Source organism: Streptomyces asoensis (assembly GCF_016860545.1).
GTDB classification, from domain to species: Bacteria; Actinomycetota; Actinomycetes; order Streptomycetales; family Streptomycetaceae; genus Streptomyces; species Streptomyces asoensis.
The window spans coordinates 939823-957125 of sequence record NZ_BNEB01000002.1; the positions used below are offsets into that span (position 1 = coordinate 939823).

A 17303-nucleotide genomic window follows, 5' to 3' on the forward strand; every position below is an offset into this window, starting at 1 on the left:
CACCCGTGCTGATTCGGTGACGCCTGCGCAAACTAACACCTGGCAGCAGCCTGACACCGAACGGGCCGGGAGGCTCCCGGGCCGACCACAGGAGTTGACTTTTCCTACCGACCGGTAACAGACTCGCGTTACCGCTAGTAACACGCACGTTCCGCCGCTGGAGGGGACATGGCCGAGTTCACCATGGAGCTCAACGACGAACAGAAGGAGGTCCGGGACTGGCTGCACGGCTTCGCGGCCGACGTCATCCGCCCCGCGGCCGCCGAATGGGACGAGCGTGAGGAGACTCCCTGGCCGGTCATCCAGGAGGCCGCCAAGGTCGGCATCTACTCCCTCGACTTCTACGCGCAGCAGTACTTCGACCCCACCGGCCTCGGCATCCCGATGGCCATGGAGGAGCTGTTCTGGGGCGACGCGGGCATCGCCCTGTCGATCGTCGGCACCGGCCTCGCCGCCGTGGGCGTCCTCGCCAACGGCACCGAGGAGCAGATCGGCACCTGGATCCCCCAGATGTACGGCGACGCCAGTGACGTCAAGGTCGCCGCCTTCTGCTCCTCCGAACCCGACGCCGGCTCCGACGTCGCCTCCCTGCGCACCCGTGCGGTGTACGACGAGGCCAAGGACGAGTGGGTGCTCAACGGCACCAAGACCTGGGCGACCAACGGCGGCATCGCCAACGTCCACGTCGTCGTCGCGGCCGTGGACACCGAGCTCGGCTCCAAGGGCCACGCCTCCTTCATCGTCCCGCCGGGCACCCCGGGTCTCGCCCAGGGCCAGAAGTTCAAGAAGCACGGCATCCGCGCCTCGCACACCGCCGAGGTGATCCTGGACAACGTGCGGATCCCCGGCTCCTGCCTCCTCGGCGGCAAGGAGAAGCTCGACGAGCGGCTCGCCCGGGCCCGGGAGCGGGCGAAGTCCGGCGGCGAGCGCGTGAAGAACGCGGCGATGGCGACCTTCGAGGCCTCCCGGCCGGCGGTCGGCGCCATGGCGGTCGGCACGGCCCGCGCCGCGTACGAGGTGGCGCTCGACTACGCCAAGACCCGTGAGCAGTTCGGCCGGCCGATCATCGACAACCAGGGCGTCGCCTTCCAGCTCGCCGACATGCGCACGCAGATCGACGCCGCGCGGCTGCTGGTCTGGCGCGCCTCCTGGATGGCGATCAACGGCAAGCCGTTCACCGCCGCCGAGGGCTCGATGTCCAAGCTGTACGCCAGCGAGACGGCGAAGACGGTCACCGCGCAGGCGGTCCAGATCCTCGGCGGCAACGGCTACACCCGCGAGTACCCGGTGGAGCGGATGCACCGCGACGCCGCCATCTACACGATCTTCGAGGGCACCAGCGAGATCCAGCGGCTGGTGATCGCCAGGACGCTCTCCGGGATGCCCATCCGCTAGGACGGCGGCTGCGGCGGCTGGTGCGGGTGCGTGGGGGCTGTCCGCGCGGTTCCCCGCGCCCCTTGAGCGGGTGCACCGGAGCCCCTTGAGCGGGTGCACCGGAGGTGCCTGTCAGGGGCGCGGCGAACCGCACGACAAGCCACGACGCACCGGCACCCGGCAGCGGACCCGCCCGCTAGGGCGTCCCTCCGCTGCTGTGCGCGATGCACGCCACGTCGATACGGTCGGCCAGCTTGGCCAGTTCGATGGTCAGCGCGGCCACCGTGTCCTCGTCGAGCCCGTCCGCGCCCGCCTCGACGAGATGCAGCCACCGCCCGCCGAGGGTGCGGAGCAGCTTGCTCACGTCGGCCGCGGACACCTGCAAGGTCCCGCGGTCGTCGACGATCAGCGGCAGAGTCACTTCGCGGTTCACATCCGGGATCGTAGCCGCGCGGCGCTCACGCACCGTGCCAAACCGTGGTGATGTTGCAGAACTCCCGGATTCCGTGCCCGGACAGCTCACGGCCGTACCCGGACCGCTTCACTCCGCCGAACGGGAACCCCGGGTGCGACGCGGTCATCCCGTTGAAGAACACACCGCCGGCCTCCAGGTCCCGCACGAAGCGGTCGACCTCGGCCTCGTCACGGGTCCACACGTTGGAACTGAGGCCGAACGGCGAGTCGTTGGCGATGAGCACCGCCTCGTCCAGGTCGGCGGCCCGGTACAGCGTCGCGACCGGCCCGAACGCCTCCTCCCGGTGGACGCGCATCTCGCGGGTGACCCCGGCGAGCACCGTCGGCGGGTAGTACCAGCCGGGCCCGTCGGGCCGTTCGCCCCCGCACAGCACCTCGACGCCGCTGCGCCGGGCGTCGTCCACCAGTTCCTCGAGGTCCGCCCGGCCCTGTTCGCTGGCCAGCGGACCGACCTCGGTCTCCTCGGCCAGCGGATCGCCGACCTTCAGCGCCGCCATGCCCGCCACGAACCGCTCGGCGAACGCGTCGTACACGTCCGTGTGAACGATGAACCGCTTGGCGGCGATGCACGACTGACCGTTGTTCTGCACCCGCGCGGTCACCGCGATCCGCGCGGCCCGGTCGATGTCCGCCGACGGCATGACCACATAGGGGTCGCTCCCGCCCAGCTCCAGCACCGTCTTCTTGATCATCTCGCCGGCGGTGGCGGCGACCGCCCGCCCGGCCGGCTCGCTCCCGGTCAGCGTCGCCGCCTTCACCCGCTCGTCGCGCAGGATGTCGTCGACCGCGCCGGAACCGACCAGCAGCGTCTGGAAACAGCCCTCGGCGAAACCCGCCCGGTGGAACAGGTCCTCCAGGTACAGGGCGGTCTGCGGGACGTTCGAGGCGTGCTTGAGCAGACCGACGTTGCCCGCCATCAGCGCCGGCGCGGCGAACCGGACCACCTGCCACAGCGGGAAGTTCCACGGCATCACCGCGAGCACCGGCCCGAGCGGCCGGTAGCGGACCAGGGCCCGCGCCGCCCCCGAGTCCTTCACGTCGGCCGCGGACGGCTCCTCGTCGGCCAGCAGCTCCGCCGCGTGCTCGGCGTACCAGCGCATGGCCCGCGCGCACTTCGCGGCCTCCGCCCGCGCCTGCTTGACCGGCTTGCCCATCTCGGTGGTCATCACCCGGCCGATCTCCTGCTGGTCCTCGTCCAGCAGGTCGGCGGCCCGGTTCAGCAGCCGCGCCCGTTCGGCGTACGTCGTCGTCCGGTACGTACGGAACGTGGCCTGCGCGAGCTGGAGACGGCGCTCCAGTTCCTCCTCGCCCATGGCCTCGTACGTCTTGAGCGTCTCGCCGTTCGCCGGGTTCACCGTCGCGATGGGCATGACCGACCTCCTGAAGAGCTGACTGTGCTTCGACCTTCCCGCGCCCGGCCCGGAGCCGCAACGCGTGCGCATCCGCTCAGGCCGAGTGCTCCGTGAGCCGGTCGAGAAACGCGGCCTGCGCCGTGACGATCACCTCGCGGGCCCGGCCGAGCGTGAACCACGCCACCCGGTCCAGCTCCGGGAACTCCTGGAGCCGCCCGGAGCGGGGAGGCCACTCCATGGTGAAGGTGCCGGGCTCGACGTCCGCCGGGTCCAGATCGGCCTCGATCGCCCAGACGGTCACGATCTTGCCGTTCGTCTGGCGGACCTCCCCGAGACCGATCGCCTCGCCGTCGGGCGGCGGCAGCCCCAGCTCCTCCCCGAACTCCCGGCGGGCCGCGTCCCAGGCGGGCTCGTCCGGCTCGTACTCGCCCTTCGGGACGGTCCACGCCCCGGCGTCCTTGCGCGCGAAGTACGGACCGCCCATATGGCCCAGCAACACCTCCCGGCCGGTGTCGGTATGCCGGAACAACAGCAGTCCCGCGCTGCGCTTCGCGGTGGGTGTCACGGACCCACCTCCGGGTGCGCGGCGAGCACGGTCTCCACCGTGTCGGCCTCCTCGGGACGCTTGTCCTCGCGGTAGCGCAGCACCCGGGCGAAGCGGAGCGTGACACCGGCCGGGTAACGGGTCGAGCGCTGGAGGCCGTCGTAGGCGATCTCCACGACGAGTTCGGGACGCACCGTCACCACGTACCGGCTCTCCTCGACGGCCAGTTCCCTCAGCCGCTCCGTCTGCCAGGTGAGCAGCGCGTCGGTCAGCCCCTTGAAGGTCTTGCCGAGCATGGCGAAGCCGCCGTCCGCGGTGCGGGCGCCGAGGTGCAGGTTGGAGAGCTTGCCGGTGCGCCGTCCGTGCCCCCACTCGGCGGCCAGCACCACCAGGTCGAGCGTGTGCACGGGCTTGACCTTCAGCCAGGACGCGCCCCGCCGGCCCGCGCTGTAGGGCGCGTCGAGGGCCTTCACCACGACCCCCTCGTGGCCGCGCAGCAACGTCCGCCTGGAGAACTCCTCCGCCGCTTCCGCCTCCTCGGGGCCGGACACGAGCGTGCGGCGCACCCGCATCGGCCCGGGCACCAGCCGGGCCAGTTCCGCGTGCCGCTCCGCGAAGGGCAGGTCGAGCAGGTCCCTGCCGTCCACGGACAGCACGTCGAAGAACACGGGGGAGACCGGGACGGCCGCGGCGGCCGCCGCCACGTCCACCCGGGAGCCGACCCGGCCGGCGGTCTCCTGGAAGGAGCGGGGCCGCCCCGACGCGTCGAAGGCGATCACCTCGCCGTCCAGCACGAACCGCGAGCCCGCCAACCCCCGTGCCGCGGACGTCACTTCCGGAAGCCGGTCGGTGATGTCGTCGAGCGTGCGGGTGTACAGGCGTACGTCGTCGCCGTCGCGGTGCACCTGCACCCGGATGCCGTCGAGTTTCTCCTCGACCGCGCAGACGCCGAGCTTGCCGACCGCCTCGGTGACCGAGGACGCGGTGTGCGCGAGCATCGGCAGGACCGGACGGCCGACGGTCAGCCGGAAAGCCTCCAGCGCCGCCGGACCCTCCGCGAGCAGTGCCCGCGCGACCGTCTGGAGGGATCCCGCCAGCATCACCGCACGGCGTACGTCGGCGGGGGGCGCGCCGGTCGCCCGGGCCAGGCCCTCCACGGCGACGGCGTCCAGCGCGCCCTGGCGGACCTCACCCGTGATGAGTCCGAGCAGGAAACGCTGTTCGCCGGCGGTCGCCGCGCCCATCAACTCGCCGATCAGACGTGTCCGTTCGGCCTGCGAGCCGGGGCCCGACACCCGGCCGAGCTCGCTGAGCAGGGCGTCCACGGCCCGCACGGTCAAGGTGGGTTCACCTGCCGGGGCGACCGGCACACCCAGCACCTTCCAGCCCACGCCGAGGCGCCCCTGGGGCAGCCGCCCGGCCAGGTAGGGGATGACGAGAGGTACGTCGTCCGCCTCCACCTCCCGGAAGAGTTCGGCGAGCAGGTCGATCTTGCGGGAGCGCGCCGAGGTGGCGGCGACCTCCCGGGACACGTCGGCGAGCCGGGTCAGCAGCATGCAGCCATGGTGCGGCGCGCTCCGCCTTTTTACACGCCGGGGAACGGGCCGCTTCTCGTCTGCGGGCGCGTTGCGGCTGGTCGCGCGGTTCCCCGCGCCCCTGAGGGCGCTGCCGAACAGCAGCCTGATTCGCCCGGACCGCTCAGTGGGAGGCCGCCGTGTCGAGGTCGGCCATCAGCAGCTCGCCGTTGATCGCGGCGCCGGCCCGGTAGCCGCGGCTCGCGGCGTTCACGACCTGCTCGGCGAAGCCCGACGCGTTGCCGGCCGCCCACAGGCCGGGCACGGTCGTCAGGCCCCGTCCGTCCACCACGGGGTACGTGCCGAAGGGGGTCTCGTTCATCTCGGCGCCCAGCCGGGCGAGGAGGTCGGTCCGGGGAACCGCCCTGGGTGCGACGAACAGCACCTCGCGGTCGTGGACGCTCCCGTCCGCGAGCCGGACCCCGGTGAGCCGGTCGTCCTCGACGGCCAGTCCGGCCACCTCTCCGGGGACGACCCGCACACCCGCCGCGGCCAGCCTGCGCAGGTCCTCACTCGTGAGTTCCGCCTCGGCGACCGCGTGCAGGAAGAGGGTCACGTCCTTCGACCACTGGGACACCATCAGTGCCTGGTGGACGCTCGCCGCCGTCGTCGCGAGCACGCCGAAGGCCTGGTCGCGGACCTCCCACCCGTGGCAGTAGGGGCAGTGGAGCACGTCCCGGCCGAAGCGCCCGGCGAGGCCGGGGACCGGCGGCAGCTCGTCCCGCAGGCCGGTCGCGACGACGAGCTGCCGGGCGTGCACGGTCCGGCCCGCCCCGGTCGTCCCGTCCCCGGCGAGCCGCACGGCGAAGTCCTCGCCGAGGGTGGCGTCCACCGCCCGGTCGCGGACCAGCTCCACCCCGTACCGCGTGATCTCCGCGCGTCCGACGGCCAGGAACTCCGCGGGCGGCATCCCGTCCCGCGAGAGATAGCCCTGCATATGGGCGGCGGGCGCGTTGCGCGGCTCACCCGCGTCGACGACCAGGGTGCGGCGCCGGGCCCGCCCCAGGACGAGCGCGGCGGACAGACCGGCCGCGCCGCCTCCGACGACGATCACTTCGTACGGTCCTGCCTTCTCGGTCACGGTGACCACCTCCGCCGCCACCGTCGCCGCCCGGACCCTCGAACGACAAACAACTTTGCCGGTTCGGCAATATGGAGTCATGACCACCGACGACGTACTCGCGGAAGTGGGGCCGAGGCTGCGCCGGCTCCGGAAGGAACGGGAGGTGACGCTGGCGGCGCTGTCCGAGTCGACCGGAATCTCCGTCAGCACCCTCTCGCGGCTGGAGTCCGGGCTGCGCAAGCCCAGCCTGGAGCTGCTGCTGCCGATCGCACAGGCCCATCAGGTGCCGCTGGACGAGCTGGTGGGGGCGCCGCCGGTGGGGGATCCGCGGGTGCGGGCCGAGCCGATCGTGCGGCACGGACGCACCTTCTGGCCGCTCACCCGCCAGCCCGGCGGACTCCAGGCGTTCAAGGTGCTCGTCCCCAGGAGCGACGAGCGGCCCGAGCCGCGCACCCACGAGGGCTACGAATGGCTGTACGTCATGTCCGGGCGGCTGCGGGTGGTGCTCGGCGAGCACGACGTGGTGATGACGGCGGGCGAGGCCGCGGAGTTCGACACGCGTGTGCCGCACTGGTTCGGGTCGACGGGGGAGGGGCCGGCCGAGTTCCTGAGCCTCTTCGGGCCGCAGGGCGAGCGGATGCACGTACGGGCGCGACCACGGCGCGGCTGACGGGGCGCGGGGTGCGGGGGCGGGCCCTGGTCACGGGGTGTGGGGGCGGGAGCGGGGCGGGCGAGGGCGGAGGTGACCGGGGCGGAGGTGGCCGGGGCCGGGGTGACGCAGGCGACTCTTCGGCGCAGGCTGTTCCCTAGGGGCAAGCGACCGCTTAGTATGCGATCGACCGGTCGGATCGCCGGTCGGACGACGCAGTCCCGTGGAGGCTCCGCATGCAGGCATGGCAGGTGCACGAGAACGGCGAGCCGAGCGAGGTGATGCGGCTCGAGGAGGTGGAGCGGCCCACGCCCGGCGAGGGCCAGGTCCTGCTCAGGGTGCGTGCCGCCAACGTCAACTTCCCGGACGTGCTGATGGTCCGGGGCCACTACCAGGTGCGGCCCCCGCTGCCGTTCACTCCCGGCGTCGAGATCTGCGGCGAGACCGAGGACGGCCGCCGCGTGATCGCCAACCCGGCGCTGCCGTACGGCGGTTTCGCCGAGTACGCGGTCGCCGACGCGGCCGCGCTGCTGCCCGCCCCCGGGGCGCTGGACGACGCCGAGGCCGCCGCGCTGCACATCGGCTACCAGACGGGCTGGTTCGGCCTGCACCGCAGGGCGCACCTGGAGGCCGGCGAGACGCTGCTCGTGCACGCCGCCGCCGGAGGCGTCGGCAGCGCGGCCGTGCAGCTCGGGAAGGCCGCGGGCGCGACCGTCATCGGCGTCGTGGGCGGCGCCGAGAAGGCCGCGGTGGCCCGGGAACTGGGCTGCGACGTGGTGATCGACCGCCGGACCGAGGACGTCGTGGGCGCCGTGAAGGCGGCCACCGGCGGCCGGGGCGCCGACGTGATCTACGACCCCGTCGGCGGCGAGGCCTACGCCCAGTCCGCGAAGGCCGTCGCCTTCGAGGGCCGGATCGTGGTCGTCGGCTTCGCGAGCGGCACCATCCCGAACCCGGCGCTGAACCACGCCCTCGTCAAGAACTACTCGATCCTCGGCCTGCACTGGGGCCTGTACAACACCAAGAACCCGAAGCTGGTCCAGCACTGCCACGAGCAGCTCACCGAGCTGACCGCCCGGGGCGCGATCCGGCCGCTGGTGAGTGAGCGCGTCCCGCTCGGCGAGGCCGCGGCCGCCGTGCAGCGGGTCGGCGACGGCGTCACCACCGGCCGCATCGCCGTCGTACCGCAGAACGGAGCCGCCGTATGACCGACGCAGCCGAACTCGAGCGCCGCACAGCGCAGTTGCTGGCCGAGCACCCGCCCGCCGACACGGACCCGGCCGACTTCCTCAAGGCCCGCTTCGACGCGGGCCTGGCCTGGGTCCACTACCCCGAAGGGCTCGGCGGACTGGGCGCGCCCCGCTCCCTCCAGGCCGCCGTGGACGCCGAGCTGGCGGCCGCCGGCGCCCCGGACAACGACCCGCGGCGCATCGGCATCGGCCTCGGTATGGCCGCGCCGACCATCCTGCGCTACGGCACCGAGGAGCAGAAGCGCCGGTTCCTGCGGCCCCTGTGGGTGGGCGAGGAGGTCTGGTGCCAGCTGTTCAGCGAGCCCGGCGCCGGATCCGACCTGGCCGCGCTCGGCACCCGAGCCGTCCGTGAGGCCGGGGGCGACTGGATCGTCAACGGGCAGAAGGTCTGGACGTCCAGCGCGCACGTCGCCCGCTGGGCCATCCTCATCGCCCGCACCGACCCGGACCTGCCCAAGCACGCGGGCATCACCTACTTCGTGTGCGACATGACCGACCCCGGCGTCGAGGTCCGGCCGCTGCGCCAGATCACCGGCGAGGCCGAGTTCAACGAGGTGTTCCTCACCGACGTGCGCATCCCCGACGCGCACCGCCTCGGTGACGTCGGCGACGGCTGGCGGGTCGCGCAGACCACCCTCATGAACGAACGCGTCTCCATCGGCGGCATGCGGCTGCCCCGCGAGGGCGGCATGATCGGCCCGGTCTCGAAGACCTGGCGCGAGCGGCCCGAACTGCGCACCCACGACCTGCACCAGCGGCTGCTGAAGCTCTGGGTGGAGGCCGAGGCGGCCCGTCTCACCGGCGAACGCCTGCGCCAGCAGCTCGTCGCCGGCCAGCCCGGCTACGAGGGCTCCGGCATGAAGCTGGCGTTCGCCCGCCTCAACCAGGAGATCAGCGGCCTGGAGGTCGAACTCCGCGGTGAGGAAGGCCTGTTGTACGACGACTGGACGATGCGCCGCCCGGAGCTGGTGGACTTCACCGGCCGGGACGCCGGATACCGCTACCTGCGCTCCAAGGGCAACAGCATCGAGGGCGGGACCAGCGAGGTCCTGCTGAACATCGTCGCCGAGCGCGTCCTGGGCCTGCCGTCCGAGCCGCGCACCGACAAGGACGTCGCCTGGAAGGACCTCGCCCGATGAGCGCACAGCCCGATCTGCTCTACTCCGAGGAGGAGGAGGCGCTGCGCGCCGCCGTCCGCGACCTGCTCGCCGACCACTGCGACGCCCCCGCGGTCATCGCGCGCACGGAGTCGGACGCGCCGCACGACCTCGCCGCCTGGAAGGCGCTCTCCGACGGCATGGGTCTCGCGGGGCTGCTGGTGCCCGAGCGGCTGGGCGGCCAGGGCGCCTCCCACCGCGAAGTCGCCGTGGTGCTGGAGGAGTTGGGGCGTGCCGTCGCCCCCGTGCCCTATCTGACCAGTGCCGTCGTCGCCACGGAGGCGCTGCTGGCCGTCGGGGACGAGGAACTGCTCGGCCGACTGGCGTCCGGGCGGACGATCGGCGCCCTCGCGGTCGGCCTGCACACCGCGCCGGGTGCCGCGCCGAAGGCGGTGCGCGTCGAGGACGGCCTGCTCCGGGGAGAGGTGTCCGCCGTCGCGGACGCCGCCGTCGCCGACGTGCTGCTGGTGCCGGCCGACGACGGCGGGCTGTACGCGGTCGACGCCTCGGCCGTGACCGTCACCCCGCAGGTGTCCTTCGACCTCACCCGCCCGCTCGCGACGGTGACCCTCACCGGTGCCCCCGGCCGCCGCCTCGGCGACGCCGGACCCGCCGTGCGCCGCGCCCTGCGGGCCGGGGCCGGACTGCTCGCCTCCGAGCAACTCGGCCTCGCCGACTGGGCGTTGACCGAGACCGTGCGCTACCTCAAGGAGCGCAAGCAGTTCAACCGGCCGGTCGGCGGTTTCCAGGCCGTCAAGCACCGGCTGGCGCAGCTGTGGCTGGAGGTCGTCAACCTCCGGGCCGTCGCCCGGGGTGCCGCCGACGCCCTGGCGACCGGCGCGGACGTCGACATCGCGGTCGCCGTCGCGCAGGCGTACGCGGCGGGGGTCGCCGTGCACGCCGCGGAGGAGGCGCTGCAACTGCACGCCGGGATCGGGATGACCTGGGAACACCCGGTCCACCTCAACCTCAAGCGCGCGAAGGCCGATTCGATCGCGTACGGGACCGCGGGCGCCCACCGGGACGCCGTGGCCGAACTGGTCGACCTGCGGGCTCCCTGACCCGCCCCGCTCCGCCGGTGCAGCCCGCCCCCGCCCGGGGCGGGCTCCTCCGTGTCCGCGGCCGGAAGGAGTGAACAACCGGCGGCGGACCGGCCAACTCCTGCCGTGCGCGGGTTCCCTGACCGCGCGACAGCCCATACTCCCTGTGGTCCGGCCCGCCCCGCAGGGAGGAACAACATGGCTCTCGTCACCCGCCGCCGCGTGCTCACCGGTCTCGGCGCCACGGCCGCCGCGGTGCTCGCGCCGCCCGCCGGCAGCGCCTTCGCCGCCGGACGGCGGCACGGCCCCCACCCGCTGTGGCGGGCCCACGCCCACAACGACTACGAGCATCCCCGTCCGCTCCTCGACGCCCTCGACCACCGCTTCGGCAGCGTCGAGGCCGACATCTTCCTCGTCGACGGCGAGCTGCTCGTCGCCCACTCGGCGGACCGGCTCGACCCCGCCCGCACCCTCGACTCCCTCTATCTCGCCCCGCTCGCCGCCCGGGTGCGCGCCGGGCACGGCTCGGTGTACCCGGGGTACCGGCAGCCCCTCCAGCTGCTCATCGACATCAAGACCGAGGGCGCGTCGACCTATCTCGAACTCGACCGCCGACTCGGCCGCTACAAGGGCCTGTTCACCACCTACGCCCACGGCCGTGTCCGCTCCGGTGCGGTCACCGCCGTCGTCTCCGGCGACCGCGCGGCCCGCGCCCCCATGGAGGCGCAGACCGTCCGACGGGCCTTCTACGACGGCCGGCTCGCCGACCTCGGCACCTCTCAGGCGTCGTTCGCCTCGCTGATCAGCGACAACTGGACGCTCAATTTCACCTGGTCGGGCATCGGCGCCTTCCCCGAGGCGGAGCGGCAGAAGCTGCGGACCATCGTGCGCACCGCCCACGCCCGGGGGCAGCGGCTGCGGTTCTGGGCGACGCCCGACCTCGCGGGACCCGCCCGGGACGCGCTGTGGGCCGAACTCCTCGACGCCGGGGTCGACCACCTGAACACCGACGACCTGGCCGGGCTGGAGGCCTTCCTCGACGCCCGCCGGACGGCGTGACCCCTTCGGGCGGCCGTCCCCGACCCTGCACGACACCACTCGTTCGGCGGACGGATCAGCCGCACGGACGAACATCGCGTTGGGTCACACTTGCGCCCGAACGGTGTGAGAACGGACCTGGCGCAGGAGGTTGACGGTGGCCATCTCGATTTCCGCGGTGCTGTTTCTGCTGATCCTGGCGGTGATCTTCACGCGCAACGGCGGGCTCAAGGTCTCGCACGGCCTGGTCTGCCTGCTGCTCGGGTTCCTGCTGGCCGGCACCGGCATGGCTCCCACCATCCACAGCGGTCTCACGGCCACCGCCGACATCGTCGGCAGCCTCCGGCCGTGAGGCCGCTGCGGTTTTGCTCCTGAACCGGACGGCTACTCGGTGAAGACCCCGATGCCGTTCGCCACCGGCCGCTCATAGCCGTCGGACGGATGGTTGCGGACCGTGACGCGGGCCGACCCCGCGGGACGGGCCACCAGGGTCGACGAGCCGCCGCCGTCCAGGCTGAACCCCTCGGTCGCGCCGAGGCTCTTCAGCGCGGCGGCGACCTCGGCGATCGTCAGGCCCCTGCGGTAGGCGGTGGCGCCGTCCAGCGCGAACAGGAAGACCCGCTTCCCGCCGTTGCCGATACCCACCGCCGTGCGCACCGCCGAGACCGATGTGTCCAGGCCCGCCGGCGCCTTGGCACCCGACAGGATCGGATAGCCGCCCACGGCGAAGCCGTACGCCGAACCGGCCGCCGAGGTGAGCCCGTAGCGCACCGCCACCGCCTGGCCCTTGACGAGCCGTTTCAGGCGCTGCGCACCCGCCTCCCGGCCGACGAGGACCGTGGTGCCGGCCGCGATGGTGCCGCTGCCCGGCGCGGCCGACGTCGACACGACCCGGCCCTTGCGGACCGTCACCTCGTAGGTGCGGGTGCTGCACGCGGCAGCCCGTTCGGTGTCCGTGCCGCAGGTGGCCCGCTTGCGCGAGACACCGCCCCAGTCCGAGGTGTACGCGCCGACGGAGTTCTCGGGCAGCGCGTACTGGTTGACACCGCCCAGCGGCAGCCGCCGTCCCCGGATGCTGTACGACCCGTCGAGGGACAGGCTGTCGAGCCGGGCCCTGCCGTCGGTGCCGACGCCGACCACGGCCCTGGTGTCCGTACCCGGAGGCAGTGCCGGTCCGAACCGCTGGGCGTCGGGGACCGCACCCTTGAGCACCCTCCCGTTCGCGATCGCCGGCCCCACGCTCGCCCCGGTCGCCTCGACGCCCGGGTGCTGCGTCTCGCTGATGTTGAAGAAGTCGCCGTTGATGCCGGCGACCGCGTTCCGGCTGTCCGCCAGTGAGGAGACGGCCGCCCGGGACGCGACCGCCCCCGGGTACAACAGGCCGAGGCGCACATGGGTGTTGGTGAGATCGACGCTGAGCACGTGCGCGTGCGCCGTCCCCGCGGCCGCCGGGAGGTCGTACTGGCGGTATGCCACGCCGGCCGCCACGGTGGTCCAGGTCGCGGCGTCGGCCGGGGCCGCCCCGGCGAGCGCCGCACCGGCCACCGTGCCGAGCGCCACGAGCAGCGTCACCGCCTTTCTGCCTTCTCCGGACCGCTGCTGATGTCGTGTCACTGACCCCCCTGGGTTGTTTGGTCCGCAACCATCTCATGACCTGCGGGAACGTCCGCGGGAGGGCGTGGGTGAAGACCACGGGAACGGGTGAGGAATCCCACGATTGCGGGTGGCGCGTACCGCCGTTCGGCCGCGCCGCCGGACCGCCTGTGCTAACGCACGCGCGGGTCGGGAGTGCGAGGGGCCCGGGGCGTGCGGGCTCGGGGGTGGGGGCGACGGCCGGCCGGGTCAGCCGTCGTCGCCCGTCCGCTCGTCGCCCGTCCGCTCGTCGTACGGGGTGAAGTGGGCCGGGGCGTGGTCGATCGGGAGGTCGGGTCGCCAGGCGGTCAGGGACTGGGCGCTGCACTCGAACAGGGACGGCGGCAGGCGGTCCAGCGGGTACCAGCGCCAGTCGCCGACGCTCTCGCCCGGCTGGTCGGCCGGCTCGCCCTCCCAGTCGGTGACGACGGCGCCCACGGTCATCCGCACGACGCCACCGACCTGGTCGAGCGACGTGCCGAGCAGCCGTACCCGCGCCGGGTCGGCCCGCAGCCCGGTCTCCTCGCGCAGCTCCCGCACGACCGTGTCGCGCAGCGACTCCCCGGGTTCCACCGTGCCGCCCGGCAGCTCCCAGGTGCCCCGGCGATGACGGCCCAGCAGCAGCCCTCGGGGACCGTGCAGGATGGCGCCGACGCCGATCGCCGCGTGGGCGACGGGCGGGCGGCCGCTGCGCGGGCGGGCGAGCACGCGGGCCGGGCGCCGGGCCCGGAACACGCGGTACGCGGCCGGGTTCCCGGGGTCGGGCGATGTCACCGGCACGACGTCCGTCACGTGCAGCCCGTGCGCGGTGAGCAGTTCCTCCCACACCTCGGGGGCCGGTACCCACATGTGGACCGTCGTGCCGCCACTGCCGGCGAACCGCAGGGTCTCCGGCCGGGCGACCGCCTCCGCGGTCGGCCCCTGTCCCAGGGAGTTGGTGTGCAGCACGGAGAAGCACAGCGTGCCGCCCGGCGCGAGGGCGGTCGCGAGCGCGGGAAGGAGGCGCCGCGGGTCGACGTAGGGGACCGCGCCGACGGAGTAGATCACGTCGTACGGCGGCGCGGTCCGCAGGTGCTCGACGGCGTCGGCCCGGATCAGCCGCAGCCCGGGCAGCGAACCGTACCGGTCCCGGGCGCGCTCGATCTGGCCCGGTGCGAGATCGACCGCGTCGACGGTCGCACCGTGCGCGCCGACCAGCCGGGCGGCATGACGGGCCGTTCCGCAGCCGAGGTCCAGGACCCGCCGGCCCGTCAGCTCACCGAGGAACGACTCGTCCGGCCCCGCGCCGGGAAAGCCCCAGTCGATCCGGTCCGCCTCCGCGAGCGCCGTGCCGCGCCGCAGGTGGTGCGTGGCGTACGCCTGCCAGGCCTCGGCGTTTAGGGACTCCGGGCCGCCGGGGGCGAGGGGACGGGGCATGGGCGGGCCTCCACGGGACGACGGTCGGTGCTCACCGGGCCAGACGATTCTTACCGGACCCGGCGTGCGGCAACCGCGGGCCGCCCGCCGTCGCTCAGTGCACGGGGTGCTTGCTGAGGATGGACACCCGGTTGAAGGCGTTGATGGTGACGGCCACCCAGATCACCGCCGAGACCTGGTCGTCCGTGAGCACGTCGAGGGCGTCGGCGTAGGCGCTCTCCTGCGTCGCGGCGTCGCAGGGCACCGTGGTCGCCTCGGCCAGCGCCAGCGCGGCGCGCTCCAGAGGGGTGAACAGCTCGGTGTCCCGCCAGGCGGCCAGGACACCCAGCCGCCGGGTGTCCTCACCCGCGCGCAGGGCGGCCCGGGTGTGCACGTCGAGACAGAAGGCGCAGCCGTTGAGCTGCGAGACGCGCAGGTTGATCAGTTCCACGACGGAGCGCTCGAGTCCGGCGTCGGCGGCGGTGGCCCGGACGGCCTCGGACGTCTGGACCAGCGCGTGGTACGCCTTGGGGCTCTGCTTGTCTATGAAGATCCGTCGAGTCATAGCTGGTCATCAAACCATCAGGCGGGCTGCGGGGTGAGACGGCGGTGGCCCTTGCGGTCGTAGTAGGAGGCCATCGCGAAGCCGAACAGCAGCCCCGCGGCCGCCCCGATCGCGATCATGGTCCAGGCCCGGGTCAGTCCGGCGTCGCCGCGCGCGTCGAAGTAGAGGATCGCCCGGACGCCGTCGCTGAGCTGGCGCATGGGCTCGAAGTGCGACAGGAAGCGGTAGAAACCGGGGACGGCCTGGAGCGGGACGGTGGCGCCCGAGGAGGGCAGGCCGAGCACGATGAACACGAACATGGACACCAGCTGGCCGATCCCGCCGAAGGCCGCGTTGATGGCCTGGACGCCGAGGCCCACCGCGAGGGACGCGCAGTAGGAGTAGATCCACAGCAGCGGGATGTGCGTCGCGTCCATGCCGAGGGCGCTGACGCACGCCAGCAGGACGAGGGAGACGCTCAGGACCGTGATGCCGGCCGTCATGAGCATCTTCAGCAGCAGCGTCTGGGTACGGCTGATCGGCACCGTCGGCAGCCGGGTGTGCCAGGGGCCGATCTCGTTGTCGGCGTAACCGAGGGCGGTGTCCACGCCGTTGCTGATGACGTTGCCGCCCATGAAGCCGGCCAGCACCAGCAGCAGGGTGTAGTAGAAGGCGCTCAGGCCGAGCCCGCTGTGGTCACCGAGCGCGTGGCCGACCTCGGTGGCGACGAGGACCGGATCGGCGAGCAGCAGCTTCCGCGTCGAGTCCGCTCCGGGGGCGGCCGCCGTCAGCCGTTCCCCGATGGTCCGCGAGGCCTGCTGCGCAGCCGTGGTGGTGATCTTGCTCGCCAGCGAGGAACCGAGGCTTCCCTTCGCGGGGTTGGTCAGGACGGTCAGCGTGGGCCGCGCCGTGGCGTGCGTGGTGGTGAGCGCGGTCACGGAGTCGGTGAAGTCCGCGGGGACGACCAGGGCGCCGTAGACCTTGCCCGAGTCCAGCTCGTCCTGGGCCTCGGCCCGGGTCAGCGTGCGCCACTGCGCCGTGTCGTCGGAGGAGTCAGAGGTGATGGCGGCGGCGATCTGCGTGCCCAGGTTCTGCCGCTGTCCGGCCGGAGGCTTGCCGGTGTCGCCGTTGACCAGGGCGATCGGAAGGTGGTGCAGGTCCTGCTGCGGGCTGACGACACCGCCCATGTAGAGCAGCGACAGCAACAGGGCGAGCAGCCCGGTGAGGACCGTGGGCACCAGCCACAGTCGGGGGCGGCGCAGGAGCACGACGGCGCGTGCCTGCGGTCCGGTGGCGGGGGTCGTGCCGTCGGCGGTCATGGTTCTCCGTCGGGGTGTGGGGCCTGGTGGGCGGATGTCCGCTCCGGGGCCGGCCGCCGGTGGCCCGCCCACGGATCGCCCACGGATCGCCCGCGGTGGCGCCGGCCGGGAGGTACGGCGTCGTCCCGAAGTCTCGCCCCTCCCGCAGGCAGGCGAAAGGCAGGCGCCTGCCGAACCCCCGAGGACCAGCCGGATGGGGCCATCACCCTCCGACGGCGAAGATCACGGCGCCTGCCGTCCCGACACGGTGCAGGGGCTGACGGGGCGGCCGGTGATGCCGGGGCGACGTCCCGTAGGGGTCCGCTGGGGGTGAGGGGCGTTCCGTCCGTGGGGCGGCCGGACGGGTGAAAGAATGCGGGGTGGGTCCACGCTGCCGTGGCGGTCGGCGTTCCGGGGGTGTGGGGGACCGGAAGGATGCGTGCGGCATGATCGAGTGGGTGTTCCTCAGGGCGGGCGCCAGGCCCGTGCCGCAGCCCGTCGCCACGCCGGTGGTGTGGGCCACGGCCTTCGCAGGCGCGCTCGTCCTGGTGGCGCTGCACAACGTGCTGGTGGGCTCCGACCGGCCCGGGTTCGCGCTCGCCGCGCTGTCCCTGCTGGCGGCGCTGCTCGGAGTGTGCGCGCGGTTCACCGCGGCACCCGGCACCGCCGTGCTGTGCTGGCTGATCCTCAACGGTTTCGCCGTTCCACCGGCCGGCACGCTCACCTGGGCCGGTCACCGGGACACCGCCTGGCTCGTCTGCCTGTGCGCGGCGGCTCTCGTCGGCACGGTGCTGGCCCGGATCGGTCAGGCCCGTGCCGCCTACCGCCGGATCGCCGCCGAGGTGGTCACCCCGTCGGCCGACCCGGACGGCGGGGCCGTCGGCCACTGACCCCCGCCCCGCGGGCCCGACCCGCGTCG

The 17303-nt window shown here is 73.4% G+C and carries 17 protein-coding genes; 8 read left to right on the forward strand and 9 right to left on the reverse strand.

The window, feature by feature from the left end:
* Positions 1-168 precede the first annotated feature (168 nt).
* The gene (locus Saso_RS07355; RefSeq protein ID WP_189927473.1) at positions 169-1395 is read left to right on the forward strand and encodes an acyl-CoA dehydrogenase family protein; all 1227 of its coding nucleotides are present in this window, start codon (positions 169-171) and stop codon (positions 1393-1395) included.
* A gap of 175 nt (positions 1396-1570) precedes the next feature.
* Here the strand turns inward: Saso_RS07355 and Saso_RS07360 are convergent, their stop codons facing one another.
* The 5 genes from Saso_RS07360 to Saso_RS07380 form a co-directional block, all read right to left on the reverse strand.
* Positions 1571-1807: a DUF6213 family protein gene (locus Saso_RS07360; RefSeq protein WP_189927474.1), complete on the reverse strand. Its 237-nt coding sequence runs from the start codon at positions 1805-1807 to the stop codon at positions 1571-1573.
* Between the two features lie 25 nt (positions 1808-1832).
* Entirely contained in the window at positions 1833-3218 is a 1386-nt protein-coding gene (locus Saso_RS07365) for an NADP-dependent succinic semialdehyde dehydrogenase (protein WP_189927475.1), read from the reverse strand.
* A gap of 76 nt (positions 3219-3294) precedes the next feature.
* Positions 3295-3765 carry an NUDIX domain-containing protein gene (locus Saso_RS07370; protein WP_189927476.1) on the reverse strand — a complete coding sequence of 157 codons (471 nt, stop codon included), beginning with the start codon at positions 3763-3765 and terminating at the stop codon, positions 3295-3297.
* Positions 3762-5300, reverse strand: a complete 1539-nt coding sequence (locus tag Saso_RS07375; protein WP_189927477.1) for an ATP-dependent DNA ligase — start codon at positions 5298-5300, stop codon at positions 3762-3764. Before Saso_RS07375 ends, Saso_RS07370 begins: the two co-directional genes overlap by 4 nt.
* Positions 5301-5442: 142 nt before the next feature.
* Positions 5443-6399: an NAD(P)/FAD-dependent oxidoreductase gene (locus Saso_RS07380; RefSeq protein ID WP_189927478.1), complete on the reverse strand. Its 957-nt coding sequence runs from the start codon at positions 6397-6399 to the stop codon at positions 5443-5445.
* A gap of 79 nt (positions 6400-6478) precedes the next feature.
* On the opposite strand from Saso_RS07380, the gene Saso_RS07385 reads away from it, so the two are divergent.
* The 6 genes from Saso_RS07385 (at position 6479) to Saso_RS07410 (ending at position 11867) form a co-directional block, all read left to right on the forward strand.
* Positions 6479-7051 carry a helix-turn-helix domain-containing protein gene (locus Saso_RS07385; RefSeq protein WP_189927479.1) on the forward strand — a complete coding sequence of 191 codons (573 nt, stop codon included), beginning with the start codon at positions 6479-6481 and terminating at the stop codon, positions 7049-7051.
* Positions 7052-7266: 215 nt separating this feature from the next.
* On the forward strand, positions 7267-8238 hold the full coding sequence (locus tag Saso_RS07390) for an NADPH:quinone oxidoreductase family protein (protein ID WP_189927480.1): 972 nt from the start codon (positions 7267-7269) through the stop codon (positions 8236-8238).
* Positions 8235-9419, forward strand: a complete 1185-nt coding sequence (locus Saso_RS07395) for an acyl-CoA dehydrogenase family protein (RefSeq protein WP_189927481.1) — start codon at positions 8235-8237, stop codon at positions 9417-9419. The genes Saso_RS07390 and Saso_RS07395 overlap by 4 nt, the downstream gene beginning before the upstream one ends.
* Positions 9416-10498 carry an acyl-CoA dehydrogenase family protein gene (locus tag Saso_RS07400; protein ID WP_189927482.1) on the forward strand — a complete coding sequence of 361 codons (1083 nt, stop codon included), beginning with the start codon at positions 9416-9418 and terminating at the stop codon, positions 10496-10498. Before Saso_RS07395 ends, Saso_RS07400 begins: the two co-directional genes overlap by 4 nt.
* Positions 10499-10675: 177 nt before the next feature.
* On the forward strand, positions 10676-11536 hold the full coding sequence (locus Saso_RS07405; RefSeq protein WP_189927483.1) for a phosphatidylinositol-specific phospholipase C/glycerophosphodiester phosphodiesterase family protein: 861 nt from the start codon (positions 10676-10678) through the stop codon (positions 11534-11536).
* A gap of 136 nt (positions 11537-11672) precedes the next feature.
* A complete protein-coding gene (locus tag Saso_RS07410) occupies positions 11673-11867 on the forward strand; it encodes a hypothetical protein (RefSeq protein WP_189927484.1) in 195 nt (64 codons plus the stop codon).
* 32 nt (positions 11868-11899) lie between these two features.
* On the opposite strand, the gene Saso_RS07415 is transcribed toward Saso_RS07410, so the two are convergent.
* The 4 genes from Saso_RS07415 to Saso_RS07430 all read right to left on the reverse strand — a co-directional run bounded on the left by Saso_RS07415 (position 11900) and on the right by Saso_RS07430 (position 16405).
* Positions 11900-13129, reverse strand: a complete 1230-nt coding sequence (locus Saso_RS07415; RefSeq protein ID WP_189927485.1) for a phosphodiester glycosidase family protein — start codon at positions 13127-13129, stop codon at positions 11900-11902.
* A gap of 228 nt (positions 13130-13357) precedes the next feature.
* On the reverse strand, positions 13358-14563 hold the full coding sequence (locus tag Saso_RS07420) for a bifunctional class I SAM-dependent methyltransferase/NUDIX hydrolase (protein WP_189927486.1): 1206 nt from the start codon (positions 14561-14563) through the stop codon (positions 13358-13360).
* A 94-nt stretch (positions 14564-14657) separates the two neighbouring features.
* Complete coding sequence (locus tag Saso_RS07425) at positions 14658-15107, reverse strand: carboxymuconolactone decarboxylase family protein (protein ID WP_189927487.1); 450 nt, start codon at positions 15105-15107, stop codon at positions 14658-14660.
* Between the two features lie 17 nt (positions 15108-15124).
* Positions 15125-16405 carry a YhgE/Pip domain-containing protein gene (locus Saso_RS07430; RefSeq protein WP_189927488.1) on the reverse strand — a complete coding sequence of 427 codons (1281 nt, stop codon included), beginning with the start codon at positions 16403-16405 and terminating at the stop codon, positions 15125-15127.
* A gap of 425 nt (positions 16406-16830) precedes the next feature.
* Between Saso_RS07430 and Saso_RS07435 the strand changes: the two genes are divergently transcribed.
* On the forward strand, positions 16831-17274 hold the full coding sequence (locus Saso_RS07435; RefSeq protein WP_189927489.1) for a hypothetical protein: 444 nt from the start codon (positions 16831-16833) through the stop codon (positions 17272-17274).
* The last annotated feature ends 29 nt before the right edge of the window (positions 17275-17303 follow it).

Excerpts from the sequence above, each read along its gene's own strand:
- Saso_RS07365 (WP_189927475.1), bottom strand. The coding sequence starts at position 3,218 with ATGCCCATCGCGACGGTGAACCCGGCGAACGGCGAGACGCTCAAGACG.
- Saso_RS07390 (WP_189927480.1), top strand. The coding sequence starts at position 7,267 with ATGCAGGCATGGCAGGTGCACGAGAACGGCGAGCCGAGCGAGGTGATG.
- Saso_RS07405 (WP_189927483.1), top strand. The coding sequence starts at position 10,676 with ATGGCTCTCGTCACCCGCCGCCGCGTGCTCACCGGTCTCGGCGCCACG.
- Saso_RS07395 (WP_189927481.1), top strand. The coding sequence starts at position 8,235 with ATGACCGACGCAGCCGAACTCGAGCGCCGCACAGCGCAGTTGCTGGCC.
- Saso_RS07375 (WP_189927477.1), bottom strand. The coding sequence starts at position 5,300 with ATGCTGCTGACCCGGCTCGCCGACGTGTCCCGGGAGGTCGCCGCCACC.
- Saso_RS07430 (WP_189927488.1), bottom strand. The coding sequence starts at position 16,405 with ATGACCGCCGACGGCACGACCCCCGCCACCGGACCGCAGGCACGCGCC.
- Saso_RS07400 (WP_189927482.1), top strand. The coding sequence starts at position 9,416 with ATGAGCGCACAGCCCGATCTGCTCTACTCCGAGGAGGAGGAGGCGCTG.
- Saso_RS07355 (WP_189927473.1), top strand. The coding sequence starts at position 169 with ATGGCCGAGTTCACCATGGAGCTCAACGACGAACAGAAGGAGGTCCGG.
- Saso_RS07425 (WP_189927487.1), bottom strand. The coding sequence starts at position 15,107 with ATGACTCGACGGATCTTCATAGACAAGCAGAGCCCCAAGGCGTACCAC.
- Saso_RS07385 (WP_189927479.1), top strand. The coding sequence starts at position 6,479 with ATGACCACCGACGACGTACTCGCGGAAGTGGGGCCGAGGCTGCGCCGG.
- Saso_RS07420 (WP_189927486.1), bottom strand. The coding sequence starts at position 14,563 with ATGCCCCGTCCCCTCGCCCCCGGCGGCCCGGAGTCCCTAAACGCCGAG.
- Saso_RS07435 (WP_189927489.1), top strand. The coding sequence starts at position 16,831 with ATGATCGAGTGGGTGTTCCTCAGGGCGGGCGCCAGGCCCGTGCCGCAG.